This is a genomic window from Halobacillus litoralis, from assembly GCF_009856355.1.
Lineage (GTDB): Bacteria > Bacillota > Bacilli > Bacillales > Halobacillaceae > Halobacillus > Halobacillus litoralis_B.
Genome location: NZ_WMEW01000008.1, coordinates 161,893 through 177,595, shown reverse-complemented (window position 1 = coordinate 177,595; position 15,703 = coordinate 161,893). Strand labels below are relative to the sequence as shown.

Annotated in this window: 13 protein-coding genes, 16 tRNA genes and 1 rRNA gene; all 30 read left to right on the top strand. The window is 46.7% G+C overall.

The features are described 5' to 3' along the window. Positions 1 to 15: 15 nt before the first annotated feature. The 30 genes from rrf (at position 16) to GLV97_RS12925 (ending at position 15,663) form a co-directional block, all read left to right on the top strand. Positions 16 to 129, top strand: a 5S ribosomal RNA gene (rrf, locus tag GLV97_RS13070). An 11-nt stretch (positions 130 to 140) separates the two neighbouring features. Next, positions 141 to 215, top strand: a tRNA-Asn gene (locus GLV97_RS13065). A 4-nt stretch (positions 216 to 219) separates the two neighbouring features. Further along, positions 220 to 312: transfer RNA gene (locus tag GLV97_RS13060), tRNA-Ser, on the top strand. Positions 313 to 320: 8 nt separating this feature from the next. Beyond that, positions 321 to 395, top strand: a tRNA-Glu gene (locus tag GLV97_RS13055). 5 nt (positions 396 to 400) lie between these two features. After that, a tRNA-Val gene (locus tag GLV97_RS13050) sits at positions 401 to 476 on the top strand. A 33-nt stretch (positions 477 to 509) separates the two neighbouring features. Next, a tRNA-Met gene (locus GLV97_RS13045) sits at positions 510 to 586 on the top strand. Positions 587 to 629: 43 nt separating this feature from the next. Further along, positions 630 to 706, top strand: a tRNA-Asp gene (locus GLV97_RS13040). Positions 707 to 728: 22 nt separating this feature from the next. After that, positions 729 to 804: transfer RNA gene (locus GLV97_RS13035), tRNA-Phe, on the top strand. A gap of 4 nt (positions 805 to 808) precedes the next feature. After that, positions 809 to 884, top strand: a tRNA-Thr gene (locus tag GLV97_RS13030). A 10-nt stretch (positions 885 to 894) separates the two neighbouring features. Beyond that, positions 895 to 980 (top strand) — tRNA-Tyr (locus tag GLV97_RS13025). A gap of 19 nt (positions 981 to 999) precedes the next feature. Then, positions 1,000 to 1,070 (top strand) — tRNA-Trp (locus GLV97_RS13020). A gap of 9 nt (positions 1,071 to 1,079) precedes the next feature. Continuing rightward, positions 1,080 to 1,155: transfer RNA gene (locus tag GLV97_RS13015), tRNA-His, on the top strand. 29 nt (positions 1,156 to 1,184) lie between these two features. After that, positions 1,185 to 1,259, top strand: a tRNA-Gln gene (locus GLV97_RS13010). Between the two features lie 9 nt (positions 1,260 to 1,268). Continuing rightward, positions 1,269 to 1,343 (top strand) — tRNA-Gly (locus GLV97_RS13005). A gap of 57 nt (positions 1,344 to 1,400) precedes the next feature. Beyond that, positions 1,401 to 1,474, top strand: a tRNA-Cys gene (locus GLV97_RS13000). A gap of 11 nt (positions 1,475 to 1,485) precedes the next feature. Then, a tRNA-Leu gene (locus GLV97_RS12995) sits at positions 1,486 to 1,567 on the top strand. 839 nt (positions 1,568 to 2,406) lie between these two features. Next, entirely contained in the window at positions 2,407 to 3,312 is a 906-nt protein-coding gene (locus GLV97_RS12990) for a hypothetical protein (RefSeq protein WP_160834751.1), read from the top strand. Positions 3,313 to 3,348: 36 nt separating this feature from the next. Next, positions 3,349 to 4,848 carry an SAP domain-containing protein gene (locus tag GLV97_RS12985; protein WP_160889813.1) on the top strand — a complete coding sequence of 500 codons (1,500 nt, stop codon included), beginning with the start codon at positions 3,349 to 3,351 and terminating at the stop codon, positions 4,846 to 4,848. A gap of 152 nt (positions 4,849 to 5,000) precedes the next feature. Then, positions 5,001 to 5,567 carry a DUF4352 domain-containing protein gene (locus GLV97_RS12980; RefSeq protein WP_160834753.1) on the top strand — a complete coding sequence of 189 codons (567 nt, stop codon included), beginning with the start codon at positions 5,001 to 5,003 and terminating at the stop codon, positions 5,565 to 5,567. A 567-nt stretch (positions 5,568 to 6,134) separates the two neighbouring features. After that, positions 6,135 to 6,911, top strand: a complete 777-nt coding sequence (locus GLV97_RS12975) for an SDR family NAD(P)-dependent oxidoreductase (RefSeq protein WP_202410638.1) — start codon at positions 6,135 to 6,137, stop codon at positions 6,909 to 6,911. 105 nt (positions 6,912 to 7,016) lie between these two features. Further along, a complete protein-coding gene (locus tag GLV97_RS12970) occupies positions 7,017 to 7,358 on the top strand; it encodes a hypothetical protein (protein WP_160889811.1) in 342 nt (113 codons plus the stop codon). A gap of 125 nt (positions 7,359 to 7,483) precedes the next feature. Then, a complete protein-coding gene (locus GLV97_RS12965; RefSeq protein ID WP_160834756.1) occupies positions 7,484 to 7,918 on the top strand; it encodes an endonuclease domain-containing protein in 435 nt (144 codons plus the stop codon). Between the two features lie 140 nt (positions 7,919 to 8,058). Next, a complete protein-coding gene (locus GLV97_RS12960) occupies positions 8,059 to 9,231 on the top strand; it encodes a TraB/GumN family protein (protein ID WP_160889818.1) in 1,173 nt (390 codons plus the stop codon). A gap of 139 nt (positions 9,232 to 9,370) precedes the next feature. Then, positions 9,371 to 9,889 (top strand): hypothetical protein, encoded by a 519-nt coding sequence (locus GLV97_RS12955; protein ID WP_160834757.1) that lies wholly within the window; start codon positions 9,371 to 9,373, stop codon positions 9,887 to 9,889. Between the two features lie 169 nt (positions 9,890 to 10,058). Beyond that, positions 10,059 to 10,511, top strand: a complete 453-nt coding sequence (locus tag GLV97_RS12950) for a hypothetical protein (RefSeq protein WP_160834758.1) — start codon at positions 10,059 to 10,061, stop codon at positions 10,509 to 10,511. Positions 10,512 to 11,033: 522 nt separating this feature from the next. Then, positions 11,034 to 11,107: transfer RNA gene (locus GLV97_RS12945), tRNA-Gly, on the top strand. Between the two features lie 140 nt (positions 11,108 to 11,247). Continuing rightward, positions 11,248 to 12,957 (top strand): ABC-ATPase domain-containing protein, encoded by a 1,710-nt coding sequence (locus tag GLV97_RS12940; RefSeq protein ID WP_160841709.1) that lies wholly within the window; start codon positions 11,248 to 11,250, stop codon positions 12,955 to 12,957. Between the two features lie 16 nt (positions 12,958 to 12,973). Further along, entirely contained in the window at positions 12,974 to 14,104 is a 1,131-nt protein-coding gene (queG, locus tag GLV97_RS12935) for a tRNA epoxyqueuosine(34) reductase QueG (RefSeq protein WP_160834761.1), read from the top strand. A gap of 75 nt (positions 14,105 to 14,179) precedes the next feature. Beyond that, on the top strand, positions 14,180 to 14,722 hold the full coding sequence (locus GLV97_RS12930; protein ID WP_160834762.1) for a methylated-DNA--[protein]-cysteine S-methyltransferase: 543 nt from the start codon (positions 14,180 to 14,182) through the stop codon (positions 14,720 to 14,722). A gap of 71 nt (positions 14,723 to 14,793) precedes the next feature. Then, positions 14,794 to 15,663 (top strand): amidase domain-containing protein, encoded by an 870-nt coding sequence (locus GLV97_RS12925; protein WP_160841707.1) that lies wholly within the window; start codon positions 14,794 to 14,796, stop codon positions 15,661 to 15,663. Positions 15,664 to 15,703: the final 40 nt, after the last annotated feature.

Below are 15,703 nucleotides of genomic sequence, written 5' to 3'. Positions count from 1 at the left end.
AGGAGTTAAAAAAGATCTGGTGATGAAGGCGAAGAGGTCACACCTGTTCCCATGCCGAACACAGCAGTTAAGCTCTTCAGCGCCGATGGTAGTCGGGTTTACCCCCGTGAGAGTAGGACGTCGCCAGATTGATACATTATTCCAACGTAGCTCAGTGGTAGAGCAATCGGCTGTTAACCGATCGGTCGTAGGTTCGAATCCTACCGTTGGAGCCATAGTGGAGAGTTGTCCGAGCTGGCCGAAGGAGCACGATTGGAATTCGTGTAAACCGTTACCACGGTTTCGAGGGTTCGAATCCCTCACTCTCCGCCATTAACATTGGCCCGTTGGTCAAGTGGTTAAGACACCGCCCTTTCACGGCGGTAACACGGGTTCGAATCCCGTACGGGTCACCACTTACGGAGGATTAGCTCAGCTGGGAGAGCACTTGCCTTACAAGCAAGGGGTCGCAGGTTCGAACCCTGCATCCTCCACCATAGAATTTCATTATCGTGCACAACGCACAATATCGCGGGGTAGAGCAGTCTGGTAGCTCGTCGGGCTCATAACCCGGAGGTCACAGGTTCAAATCCTGTCCCCGCAACCAAATTATTCTTTTGAATAGTAGTGCTGTGAAGCGCAGCCAAATTGGTCCGGTAGTTCAGTTGGTTAGAATGCCTGCCTGTCACGCAGGAGGTCGCGGGTTCGAGTCCCGTCCGGACCGCCACTTTAAATATTATACATATTTAGGCTCGGTAGCTCAGTCGGTAGAGCAACGGACTGAAAATCCGTGTGTCGGCGGTTCGATTCCGTCCCGAGCCACCATTTAGCCGGCCTAGCTCAACTGGCAGAGCAACTGATTTGTAATCAGTAGGTTGGGGGTTCAAGTCCTCTGGCCGGCACCACTTTTCAAGTGGAGGGATAGCGAAGTTGGCCAAACGCGGCGGACTGTAAATCCGCTCCCATCGGGTTCGTAGGTTCGAGTCCTACTCCCTCCACCATTTTATTTCAAAATTAAATAGGGGTATAGTTTAATGGTAAAACTACGGTCTCCAAAACCGTCAATGTGGGTTCGATTCCTACTACCCCTGCTTCTTATGGCGGTTGTGGCGAAGTGGTTAACGCACCGGATTGTGGTTCCGGCATTCGTGGGTTCGATTCCCATCAACCGCCCCATTTATTTCATAGTAAACGATCTGAATTATTGGGCCATAGCCAAGCGGTAAGGCAACGGTTTTTGGTACCGTCATGCGCTGGTTCGAATCCAGCTGGCCCAGCCACTTATCATTGCGGGAGTAGTTCAGTGGTAGAACACCACCTTGCCAAGGTGGGGGTCGCGGGTTCGAATCCCGTCTCCCGCTCCATACATTCACATATTCAGGATCCATTGAATATGATACAATCATAATTGAATATCTTATGGCGGCATAGCCAAGAGGTAAGGCAGAGGACTGCAACTCCTTTATCACCGGTTCGATTCCGGTTGCCGCCTCCATAAGATTATTTGCCGGTGTGGCGGAATTGGCAGACGCGCACGACTCAAAATCGTGTTCCTCACGGAGTGCCGGTTCGACCCCGGCCACCGGTACTAAATAGGTCGCATAAAGACGGTATCTACTAGCGTAGGTATCGTCTTTTTTTACGTTTAATGGACGTAGAAATGATCGTATGTTCATACGGTACATCGTTAAGCCCCGTTTTCCTTAATCGACAGGAAAGCGGAGTTTTTTATGTGCGTAGAAACCGACGAGATAATCGGTTGTTTCCATACATATGAAGTAAAAGTCGTTGAGTGAGCGCTAAAAGGCAAGGAAATGCACTTTGACCAGGCAATGGAAATGTTTCTAGTAGACGGAGAGCGACGAGCTCTTCGAGAATTTACTCTCCGATACTATCAAAAAGAATGAGAGGATTTCCGGAGGTAATTAGTACGCAAGGAAAAATCACTAGACTTAAGCCTAGTCTTACGCACCGATATCGCCGACTACATCGATGAAATAAAACATGGTCGCCAGTTGAAAGTAGGTACGATCAATGCGAAGCTGCGAGCAATACGCACTTTATTAGCCTTACAGGGTGTAATCGTAAAGGTTCACGTTCACTTGGACCAACGCCAGAAGTGCAAGCTGATCAATAAAGTCTCGGACATTCGTAACATGGACGTCTTAGGAGGGAAGGTTGCCGAGCAGCTCCCGTCTAAGGTTTCGATTGAATACGATCAACTTCGGTTGGTCAGACGTTGGGGATAAGCCTTAAAAGCAACAGTTCTACAGCGGGGCGGTCAGGTAGTCTAGACATATGCGTTCAGTAATTCAAAGAATTAACGTATAAAGTGAGTTATAGAAAGGTTGTCCTTATAAGAGCGGCTTTTACTTTTATCCGTAACTAATAACTGGTAATATTTAGTCAAAAGGGAGGGTGGGTCCAGTGGGTTTTAAAGCGAATGTATTAAGAGTAATGATTGCATCCCCTTCGGATGTAGACCTGCAACGTGATGAGATAGAGAATGAGATTTTTAAATGGAATATAAGATATTCTGAGGACTTAAAAGTTGTGCTACTGCCTACAAGGTGGGAAAAGGATTCTACACCTACATACCACGGTAGCAACCCGCAAGGAGTCATTAACGAACAAGTAGTCAGCAAGAGTGATATTTTGATAGGAGTTTTTTGGACTAAATTAGGCACCCCCACTGCTAATCATCCGTCCGGAACGCTTGAAGAAATAGAGGATTTCATTAGTAAAGGAAAGGAAGTTATGATTTATTTTATAAACAATGACCTTCCTATAGATACCGATCTTCAAGAATTTGAGAGATTACGTTCCTTTAAGAGTGAGTACACAGGTAGAGGGATTTACTTCACATATAACAAGGAAAGCATAAGTGGACATTTATACCGCAAGGTTGTTGAATACAATAGTGAACTTAAGCTAAAAGAAGATGTGCAAGCGATACCATCTTCCGATATAATAAATTTGGAAGATCTAGTTATTTCTAGGACATTTACGCTTAAGGAACTATTGTTGTTAAAATTTACTATAGATACAGAAGTTAGAAGTTATGGTCTGAGATGGATGGAAGACGATACTATTTCTTTAATAAAAGATTGGGAAGGTGAAAACAACCTATCAAATGAACTTTCTAGTAGTTATTCGGCAATTATAAATAATCTCCTAGATAGAAACTTATTAGTCGTAATAGAGGAAACCAGCTACGGAAATCCAAGATTATGTTCACTACCTATAGAGATTTTTAATCAACTAAGAAACATGTCAGATGAGGCAATGGTTCAGTTTAACGAATCGATGGAAAATGTTCGATTTCCTTTCTAACTACTTTGTATAGTGATAAGGAGTGGGGGATGCATAATGGGATTGTTCGACTTATTGAAAAAGGCACTTAAGGGAACTACTCCACCGAAGCCTATCGAGGGAAGTGAAACAAGCCTACGAGCAGAACCAGCTTATGCAGTTAGAAAAAGTTACAATAGTGAAACGAATCAGTACGACAATGAAAAATGTCAAAATGAGCCTGTTCCTACGAAGGAGCTATCAAAGAAAAATCAAATATTTGAAAGCCATGTTGATCGTAACCTTAAAGGAATTGAACTCGAAAGAGATGGGAACGTTGATGCCGCGATAAGTCTATATGAGCTGAATATTGCTGAACGTTTTGAAGGTAATCATCCTTACGATAGCCTTGCAAATCTCTATCGGGAAAGAAAACAGTATGACGAGGAAATGCGAGTTTTGTTGCAAGCTGTAGACGTATTTGGCGAATTGGAAGTTTCATCTCCACGGCAAGATGTTAGTCCTAAATTACAGAGGTTCCGAGAGCGGCTAGAGCAGACTAAGGATAGAAAAGAGCTTTCTGCAATAAAACTTTCAAACGGCTTACTCTCCGGAGAGGTCATTCTCATCGACTGGATATCGGGAAAGCATCGAAATGTTTTCTTCCCGCGTTATTATTCGGAGACGTATGGCATTGATGCTGAGAGATCGTTAGAGAAACTCTTTAAGGAAGGTTACGTCACAGAAGGTTCACCCTTATACTCGCTTGAGGCGTTAACCGTCCCAAAGTTGAAGGAACTATTGAAGTCGAAGCAGCTAAAGGTCGGTGGGAAGAAAGCGGATCTTATTGCAAGAATAACGGAAAAATTTTCGGAAGCTGAAGTTGAGGCGATTGTTGGCGATAATCCCGTTATGCTTATTACCGCAAAAGGGGAAGCAACGCTGAAGGCGTTTTACTACATCGTCCCGGCGCATAGGCGCCCTTCTAGTGATGGCAGCTACAACGTTGCCAGTGCGATTAGGCACGTTGCAAAATACGACTATAACCCGCTCAACGCTGACATATCGTTTGCCTTGATTGGGATGAGCATTGAAAAACACGCCCGCAACCGAAAGTACGGTTTAATGAGGAACAGCATACGGAGCATGGCCGAACAGTTGGAACGAGAGAAACGTTATGACAATGCCCTCTTCCATTACTTGCGGGTTTTCATTTCGGAGACAAGCGGTATGGGAAACGGTAATCGAGTATCACTCGTACGGAATTTATTGATAGACGGTTTCCCTTCATACAAGAACGTCGAACGCCTCGTTCTGCGGTTAGACGTGGACGAAGAGGAGTTTCGTAACATGTTCGTTGATACTTGGGAAAGAACCCGTGGAGAGCTGCCGTATCATTACCTGGATGCTAACGAGTGCTATCATTGCTTTTTTCACGCATCCCTGGGAAACGCCGAGGAGCTTGAGATGTTATACTCTAACGCTTACCGACGCCTGCAAGACGAATACAACGATGAATCATTTTACGAGATGTTCCGTGTGCACATCCCGTATGACCATGCGGAGAGGTTCGGTTAAACTTGTATTAGCTTTAAAATTTTCGTTGTAGATGGCTATTTTCCCTCGAAACTGAAATTTCTTCATTGTTACCTATTGTAAATATCCATTAATTGACTTATTATGTTATAGATGTAATTATTTCAAATTTTATGTAATTGGGGGAGTAGTATATGAAGAAGTTCTTCAAGTTTGGGTGCCTTGGAGTTATCGTGCTGGTAATACTAGGGGTGATCCTTGCTTCACTTGGAGGAGACGATACAGCGTCTACTAATTCAGAGGGAGAGAGCACGGAGACTTCGTCGGATAGCGGAGATACAGAAGAAGAACAGACTTATGTCATCGGGGACAAAGTAGAGGTCGGCAAAATGGCGTTTACCGTAAATGAGAAAACAACTGCTAGTACAGTTGGGCCGGAAATGTTCCAAGAGGAAGCTAACGGTAAATACGTACTTGTTGACGTTACTGTTATAAATAATGGTAATGAAGCTAACACGGTGGACAGCTCAATGTTCAAGCTGAAGTTTGAAGATAAAACTTACGAGGCGGATTCCGGAGCTACGATGTCAGCTAATGAGGATTCTGTAGAGTTTTTCTTAGCCGAGGTAAATCCAGACTCAACGATTGAAGGTAAAGTGGCTTTCGATATTAACGCTGAGACAGCAGACCAAGATGGATTGAAACTTCAAGTATCTGAAGGTGTATTCGGAACTAATACAAAAACCATTGACCTTAAATAAATTCGTGATCGACGGTAGCCTAAATAGGTTATCGTCTTTATTTATGTAGGAGCATGGTGGCGCAGCTGTTCTCGTTATATAAAGCTAACCCCTTGCAGGTAATCGTCCCTCCCCGTATAATTAACGTTAAGGAAAACGGGTTGTACGTGTCGTACGCTAGTTGACTCGTCTAATGTGCGCAGAAATGTACGGTGTGCCCCTCGATCAAGCCTTCGAGAGACGATTTACCCGCATAGACTACCATCTTTGCGACTCAAAATCATGTTCCTCACGGAGTGCCGGTTCGACCCCGGCCATCGGTACTAAATAGTTTGATTGAAAGCCGATATCTACTTATTGTAGATATCGGCTTTTTTGTATGGTTTCCTAATCATAAAGGAACTCTTCCATTCCAGCACACTTTCCTTTGCTTACATCCCCGAACGTTATACCCTGGATAACATAAGAAAGGATCTCTCTCCGTTTGAATATTTCCAGAAGAAAAGTTGACCCTAATCAGGTGGTTCCATTCCCATTGAATTAGGGAATGGGAAGAGTACGGATCATTATTGAAGGAGGAGGATGGCCATGAAGATCGTAGTCACAGGTGCAACAGATGGCATCGGCCTTGCGACAGTAAAAAGACTCGTCAAGGAAGGTCATGAGGTGCTTTTGCACGGCCGCAGCGCAGAGAAGCTGGCTGACGTAGCCAATGAGCTGGGGGATGAGGAAATCGAGCAGTATGTAGCTGATTTGTCTTCTATAAGTGAGGTGAGAAGGTTGGCTGAGGAAATCGCAGCCAGGCATGATCACCTGGATGTTCTGATCAACAATGCAGGCGTATATAATGCGTCAGAGCCTGTCACGGCTGACGGGCTGGACATCCGCTTTGCTGTGAATACACTGGCTCCCTATGAGCTGACAAAAGCACTCCTTCCGCTTATGGATGCTTCAAGCCGTATTGTGAACTTGTCGTCGGCTGCGCAGTCGCCGGTGGATGAGCAGGCTCTTTACGGGAAGAAGAAGCTTGCTGACGGAGAGGCGTATGCGCAGAGTAAGCTTGCACTGACGATGTGGACGTATGAAATGGCCCGGCGGGTGGAGCCTGTTGTCGTGGCTGTGAATCCCATGTCTCTTCTGGGCAGCAAAATGGTGAAAAAGGCTTTCGGAACAGAGGGCCGCGATATCAACATTGGTGCAGATATCCTGTGCCGTGCGTCTTTGTCGGATGAATTTGCGGAGGCTTCCGGCCGGTACTATGATAATGATATAGGAGCGTTCGGTGAGCCGCACCCGGATGCGCGTAACCTGGACAAGTGTCAAGCTCTTGTTCAACAGCTGGAAGAGATCACAGCGAGGGTATAAACGACAGGTGTCCGGGGTGAAACCGGGCACCTGTTCTATTCTCTCGTTTTCTTCCTGGTAGAAACGGGTAAAGCTACTGATAGAGAATGTGAAGGAGGAATAAACGTGAGTCAAAACGCAGATTTAATTCACCATTATACAGAGTTTGCTTCATTTGAAGCGGATGGGCTTCAAAAAGGAGAAATAGATTTTCCCGAGTTTGAAAAGGTCTTGAATGACTACATACTGAGCCAGCCGAAAGAGACGATGGAGTTCAAGGAGTGCTGGGTGTATGAGGAACAGGATGGCCTGCGGACGGTACGCACGGATTTTTATGATCACAATTTGAAAAATGATATCCGTCTATGGGGATCCCGAAATCCAGAGGATGGCCAGGTGAAGAGCCTGAAGGTGGATGCTTTGGATGTGTCAACGAACGAAGTGGTTTATGAACGTAAACTGATGTAAGAAAAAACAAAGCCGGTGCTGTCATGAAGGCAGCATCGGTTTTTTATATGCGGAAGAGGGACAATCATGCCCCTTTAGGAATAAAAAGGGTGGGTGGATGGATAGAATAGTAATGGGTGATAAATATGACTAATTCTACACTTTTTCCTACACTGTTTTTCTTTCTATTTCTATTGTTCTCGTTTGGGTTTATCTTTTCAAACCGTCGTCAGGCCAAAGACAAGCAGGCGGTTGAAAAGGAAGTTTCCAAGAAGGCACTGGCTGAAAAGCTTCACAGCGAACTGTCCAAGTATGGGCTGCATCCACAGCCGTACTATCAGGAAGGGGAATTTGTCATTGATATGGCTTTTCCCGAATTGAAAATTGCGATTGAAGCTGTGGAGCACGAGTATTTGGTGTCTCCTGATCAGTGGGAGATGGAATGGGAGCGGGATGCCTTTTTGAAGAATCACGGATGGACCGTCCTTCGTTTCAGTGCGGCACGGATCGAAGAGGATATTTCAAGGATTGCCGAGAAAATAAGCAGAGAGCTGGCCGGCCGGCATCATGCAGGATCTTGAATAGGATGAAAAGATCGAGTCAGAGACGCCTCTGGCTTTTTTCTTTTTGTTAAAAAGATCTGAATCTTTGATACAATGGAGAGGGTCCTGTTTCTCAAAGGAACAGGCAGGAGGGCGAGTACTTGGTAAAGGAAGGTTTTATGACAGGTATGGAAGATAACTTGACCAGATTAATGATAGAAGGAAAAGAATATATTCTGATCGGCACGGCTCACGTCTCCAGAAAAAGCGCCGAGCAGGTCAAACAGGTCATTGAACAGGAACAGCCGGATGCTGTCTGTGTGGAACTGGATGAACAGCGCTATCAGTCCATCAGGGACGGAGACCGGTGGAAGAATACGGATATCTTTGAAGTCATCAAAAGTAAAAAAGCGACGCTGCTGTTAGTGAACCTCGCTGTTTCATCGTTTCAAAAGCGGATGGCGAAGCAGTTTGGCATTCAGCCGGGACAGGAAATGATCCAGGGGATTCAATCTGCGGAAGATACGGGGGCTGAGCTGGTGCTTGCCGACCGTAACATCCAGGTGACGTTCTCCCGGATCTGGGGCAATCTTGGCTTGAGTGGAAAGTCGAAGCTCTTAATGTCGATCTTCTACGGCATTTTCAGCAATGATAAAATCTCTGAGGAAGAGCTGGAGAAGATGAAGTCCCAGGATATGCTGGATGGAATGCTTCAGGATTTGACGGACCATTTTCCAGACTTGAAAAAACCATTGATTGATGAGCGGGATCAGTACCTGGCTCAAAAAATCAAGGATGCCCCTGGGGAGAAGGTTGTTGCTGTGCTTGGTGCGGCCCACGTGCCCGGGATTAAGGAAGAGATTTATAACGATCATGATTTAAAAGCGTTGAAGAAGCGGCCGCCTAAATCAAAAGCGCCGAAAATCATCGGCTGGTCGATCCCGATTTTCATTTTATCGATCATTTTGTATACCTTTCTTTCCAATCCAGCCGCAGGTACCCAGCAGACGATCAGCTGGATCCTCTGGAACGGATCGTTTTCAGCGATTGGAGCTGCGGCGGCTCTGGCCCATCCACTTGCCGTTGCAGCCGCATTTTTACTTGCACCGATTACATCGTTGAATCCTCTGCTTGCGGCCGGCTGGTTTGCCGGGATTGTACAGGCGTACTTCCGGAGGCCGAATGTGGGCGATTTCGAATCCCTTTCCGATGATGTCACGACGGTGAAAGGCTTCTGGCAGAACAAAGTAACGAGAATTCTGCTTGTTGTCGTTCTTGCGAATCTTGGCAGTACGCTCGGAACCGTGATTGGTGGTGCGGATGTCATCCGCCTGTTTATTGAAAACCTGTAAAGAGAGAAGTCTGTGACAGACTTCTCTCTTTTATTATGCTCATTTACAGTATTTTGAACGAATGTTACAATTAGATGACAATGGTTTGTCGGAAAAATATAAATTCAAGGAAAATATGCGCAATAAGGAATGAGAGGATATGAGCAGGTTTGTAAAAGGGACATCGATCCTTGGGATTGCCCTTCTTGGGTTTGGTGTGTGGCAGCTGACGGAAATGGATCGGGAGAATCATGGAGAGACGGAAAGCGCCCAGACGATCATCCAGCAGGATCAGAGTTATGAGAAAGTTTTTATTGAACAGGAGGAAGAGACGGAGGAGGATCGTCCTGATCATACACGAGTGGATAACCAGATGCTCGAAACCATCGAGGCGAATGACGAGATGAAAGAACTCGTGTCCGGCCTGGGCCAGGGCGTCACCGAAGATTTGAATGATCTGGAAGCGGAAACGGATGAGCAGTGGAAGACGATTGAAAAAGATACAAAGCAGAAGCGAGAGATGTTGAAGCGGCTCATCGAGCTGACGGATGATAAGAAGATTGAGCAGATGGCTTCCAGTGCTGAGGCGAAACTTGACCGGATGATGGAAGATAAGAGAATCGACTTTTATAAAGAAGCTGTAATATCTTTCCGACTGATTTCTGAACGGCTTTCATAATTGAACTGAAAAAGGCATAGATCATCACATTTTGTCGAAAAGATCAATCATTTGAATGACCCTGCATAGATTCCATGGTAAATTTTGTTTATTTTGCTGGTTTTCAGTTTTTCATAATGGGAAAACGGGGATGTGAAGAATGTAAAACTTATAAGGAGGTTTTTCATCCATGTCCATTGCTGTAAAAGACCGATTGAGTACAGACAAGCTTAGTAAACTGAGAACGGCCGCTGTTTTGGAGTTTACCGAGGAAATCTTCGAGTCAGACAATTACCGCTGCCTGGAAGTTCTGGATTCGGACCAGCAGCACCTGTTTATTGTGAACAGAAATGACCGCACATTGACGGCCTTAAGCTTATCTCCGGATATGTCATTGAAAAAGGAAACGTTGTTTGCGGACAAGATCATTTCCATGAAGGAGTACTTCGACGATTACAGCCTCAATGAAAATACACCTCCTAGAAAAATTGAAATCGTATTTATGGAAAACCGGACAATGCTCATTGAACCCGTCAGTTCCATGGAGCAGGATGAGGAGTACAAGAAAAAAGATGTGGCAGCTCAGGTCAATGAAGATTTTGAGAACTTGATCGCTGCTTTAAAAAACACGTTAATTCTGTAAGGTGAAAGGGGAAGAGCCATTCATGAATGGCTCTTCTTTTTTTATTAGCCATACATAAAGCCGGCACGTCCGGGGACAATAAGAAGACCCCGGCAGTAGATGCGCCAGCATACTTCTTCAGATAAAGCTTCCCTGCAGCACACATCATCGTCCATCAGGATTATGGAGGTGAATGTGATGAATACCAGCGATGTGTTTGAACTGTTCAAACTCTTCATTGACTCCCTGCATTTCACCGCTTTTCTCGTATTTTCCATCATCTATGTCTTCCAGCATAAGCAGAAGGATTAGCTTGAAGCGGGCTGCTTCCCTAGGCAGTCTGCTTTTCTATGTATAAAAGAGATACCATCCGGGTATAGTAGGCATATCCATCTTTTAAACTATGACCCCATAACATTGTAAAGCTGCTATTAAAATTTCGACAAAAAATCGTAAAAATCATGTTGCGTCGATAGAATACGGATGTTATCATAACAAATATAGATGAGGGAAGTTGTACGGACAACTTAACACTCTTTATATGCGGGTGTAGTTTAGTGGTAAAACCTCAGCCTTCCAAGCTGATGATGAGGGTTCGATTCCCTTCACCCGCTCCATTCACTATTGTGATGCATTTATTTTTTATACTTATGTGAACCAACGCAGTGTTTCGTTAAATGGGTAACGAAGCATTGCGTTTTTTAATGTGGAAAAATGGATACAACGTATAATAGAACGAAGACAGGAGGATGCCGGAATGAAAAAACTTCAAACGATGCTGAATCAGATCGACGGAAAGAGCTATAAAGGATATAAGCAGATTCAAGGGACGTATAGTTTTGAGAATTATAAGCTCCATATAGACTATGTCCAGGGAGATCCATTTGCGGCTCCATCAAAGATCAGGATTCAGGTGCCTCACAGTAAACGTCCTGTTCCTGCTGAATATAAGGAAACAAACAGTCGAAAGACATATTCGGAAGATACTTTTGCCAGATCGGTGGCGGGTACGATTAAGAAAACCCAGTTCAGTGTGAAAGGCTCAGGCAAAAGCGGGATGGTCGCCATCGATCAGCCGGAGCAGGAGATTTTGGAACGGACAGCTGTTTCCCTGCTCCCTGAAGACATCATCATCTGCCTGACAGTCGGCCTGCCTGCCAATGGCCGGCGGATTAACGGAAAGCAGGCGGAAAAGCTGTTTTTCTCAGTGATTCCTGAGATGCTGAAGCAGTCTGTATTTGCTGTTCAAGACAGCGAGCTGGAGAAGGTGTGTCAGCTCGCCGATCAACACGATGCTATTTTAGAGGCGATGCGTGCGAACGGGTGGATGTCCTTCGTAGCCGATGGGGCTGTTCTTCCGAGGGAGAGCGGTGTGAGCCAGCGACCGATGAAAAAAGCGGTCCCTTTTGAGAGCCCGGAGGAAAACCGCGTCTCCATCACGATTCCCCATCGTCAGGAGCCGTTGACAGGGATGGCCCTGAAAAAAGGGATCGTCCTGATTGTCGGCGGGGGGTACCATGGTAAAAGTACCCTCTTGAATGCCATCGAGCGTGGGGTGTATCCTCACATCAAAGGGGATGGTCGTGAATATGTCCTGACAGATCCGGACAGTGTGAAAGTAAGAGCGGAAGACGGACGTCAGGTAACCAAAGTGGATATTTCGCCATTTATTAAAAATCTCCCGCATGGAACGGATACGACAGCTTTCTCTACGGAAAATGCGAGCGGGAGCACCTCACAGGCGGCGAACGTCATGGAAGCGCTCGAGTCAGGAGCACGCACGCTTCTCATCGATGAGGATACCAGTGCTACCAACTTCATGATTCGTGATGAGCGGATGCAGGAGCTTGTCGTACAGGAGAAGGAGCCCATCACACCGTTCATAGATAAAATTCAGCAGATGCGAGACGACCTTGATGTGTCTACCATTCTCGTGATGGGAGGTTCCGGGGACTACTTCCAGGCCGCGGACGATGTAATCATGATGGACCAATATGTACCGGTCAACGTCACGCAGAAGGCGAAAGACATTGCAGCGAAGTACCCATCGGAAAGGAAAACAGCTGGAGAGGAAAGCTTCGGAACGGTACCCAGACGTGCTTTTCTTCCGAATACGCTGCAGACGAGAAAAGGGAAGAAGGAGAAAGTCCAGGCGAAGGGGCTGTTCAAGCTGTTGATGGGCCGGGAGGATATCGATCTTTCCGGTGTCGAACAGCTGGTGGATGCCTCACAGACACGTATGATTGCCGACATTCTTCTTCATCTGGATAAAAAAGGCCAGCTGAAGCCTGATCAAAGCCTGCCGGCGCTGCTGGATCAGATTGAGAAGCAGATGGACACGAAAGGACTGGCTTCCTTCGGTCCATTCAAGGATCAGCACCCAGGGGAACTGGCGAGACCAAGAAGATTTGAAATCGCAGCAGCTATGAACCGGATTCGGACAGCTGCCGTTAAAGATATACGTTAGAAAGGAGAACGTCCGGGTGGATTTTCATCAGTTTAAAGAAGAAGTGATCGCATACAGCAGAGAAATCGGCATCGATAAAATCGGATTTGCTTCTGCTGATGTGTTCGGAGAATTAAAAGCCCGTTTAAAACGCCAGCAGGAACTCGGATATCAGTCGGGTTTTGAAAAGGGGGAAGTGGACGAGCGCACGGAGCCCGGGCGTCTTCTGCCCGGCGCGCAGTCCATTATATCCATTGCCCTGGCGTACCCTTCGAAAATGAAGGATGCCCCCCGCAGTGTGAAGGGAGAACGACGGGGGATTTTCTGCCGGGCTTCCTGGGGACAGGACTATCATGATGTGCTCCGGGACCGGCTGCACAAACTCGGTGCTTTTCTAAAGGAAAGGTTCCCGGAAGTGGAATTGAAATCCATGGTGGATACAGGCGAGCTCTCTGATCGTGCTGCAGCGGAGCGTGCCGGTATCGGCTTCAGTGGAAAAAATTGTGCCGTGATCACTCCGGAGTTTGGTTCATATGTATATTTAGGGGAACTTGTAACGAATATTCCTTTTGCTCCTGATGAGCCGGTGGATGACAGCTGTGGGGACTGCAATATATGTGTGGACGCGTGCCCGACCGGGGCCCTTGTCCAGGGAGGCCAGCTCAATGCCCAGCGCTGTATCGCCTTTTTGACGCAGACCAAAGGGTTTCTGCCTGATGAGTTCCGCACAGTGATCGGCAATCGTCTATATGGCTGCGATACGTGCCAGACGGTCTGTCCAAAGAACCGGAAGAAAGATTTTCATAATCATGAAGAATTTGAACCGGACCCTGAGGTTGTAAAGCCGAAGCTTACACCGCTGCTGTCCATATCCAACCGGGAGTTCAAAGAGAGATTCGGTTTCATTTCCGGCTCCTGGCGGGGGAAAAAGCCGATTCAGCGGAATGCGATTCTGGCCCTTGCCCATTATCGTGACGAAACGGCCGTCGATGAACTGATTCGTTTAATGAATCACGATCCAAGGCCGGTTATACGTGGAACCGCTGCGTGGGGTCTCGGAAAAATCGGCCGTCCCGATTGTTTTGAGGCTGTTGAAAAAGCGAAGGAAAAGGAAGAGGATGAACAGGTCTTGTATGAAATGGAAAAAGGGCTGCAATTTCAGACGTAATCAACTCCTGTACCTTTTCAATCCACTAGAGCTCTAGTATAATAGAAAAAACTGTTAATAAAGAAGGGGTTGGCTATGAACCATCATTCTTTTCTATATTACGACACGTTTCAAACGCCTTTGGGCGCTATGACCGTCCTGGCCAATGATGAAGGAGTCTGCCGCATTGATTTTGGACACCATGAAGATCGGCTTCCAGCCTATCAATCTTGGAAAAGAAAGCATTTTCTCAAGGGTGAACTGGTTTACGATCCCGATCATGCATGGATTGTTCAGGCAGAAAAAGAGCTGCAGGAATACTTCCAGGGGACCCGCACAGCGTTTGACGTGACGTTGAACTGTTATGGCACCGACTTCCAGCGGAAAGTGTGGAGGACGCTGCTTCATCAAATTCCTTTTGGTGAAACACGTTCCTACAAGGATATAGCGCTGGCGCTGCATTCTCCACAGGCGATCCGTGCTGTCGGAGGTGCTGTGAATAAAAACCCTTTCTCTGTCATTGTTCCATGCCATCGTGTCATTGGAAGCAATGGAAAGCTCGTCGGTTATGCAGGCGGACTGGATAAAAAAGAGAAATTGCTGGATTTCGAAAAACACCATACAGTCCTGCAGCATTAAAAGTCCCTCCGGGGGCTTTTTTTCATGGGCGCCCGCCCCGCTCATATAATGAAGAAGGGGGGAGGGGACGGATGAACAGCACAGAGGAGATCAAGCGTTACTGGCAGAAAGTGCTGGACCGGATTTTCGATCAGGAGGAAGAAGGATGGCTGAAGCGGAAAATAGAGGGGATGGAAGCACGCGGTCATACCCTGCAGCGGCTGACATTCCAGATTGCACCCTTTCATAGAGCGGCGTATGATCAGGTCGTGGATGTGGGCTACCACCTCCATTTAACCATGCTTGTGAAAAGCGGCCGGCATGTATTTTTGGAAGAAGGCTGTTACACAGGACGCGGACAGTTGATGAAAGGGACATGGGTCCATCACGATATCGTAACCGAGAATCCGGCGCCTGGTGATTCTTCTTTACCTTTGACGTTTGATACGGGGGAAAGAGAGCCGCTGGACGGACCGCGTTTCGCATACAACCGCCGGGAGGCTGTCCGGTATGCAGACCGTTGGTGGGACAGCTACAATCCCGCCTATAAAAAGTTTGATGTCGACTGTACCAATTACGTTTCCCAATGTCTACGGGCCGGTGGTGCACCGATGAGGGGCGCAGGAGACCGGACACGGGGGTGGTGGTACGGAAACGGCACGTGGAGCTACAGCTGGACCGTGGCTCATGCCCTGCGCTGGTACTTAAGTGGATCGCGTAAAGGATTGAAGGCGGTGGAAGTTCCCTCCGCGGATCAGCTGGCGCCGGGGGATGTCATCTGTTATGACTTTCAAGGAAACGGAAGGTATGATCACAATACGTTCGTTGTGAAAAAAGACGCCCAGGGGATGCCGCTGGTCAATGCTCATACATCCAACAGCCGCCACCGGTATTGGGCCTACGAGGATTCTACGGCTTACACGCCGGATATTCAGTATAAATTCTTCAGAATTAACGGGTGATCCATATGGTATAATGGTCTGGTTGAATCCGATTAGACTG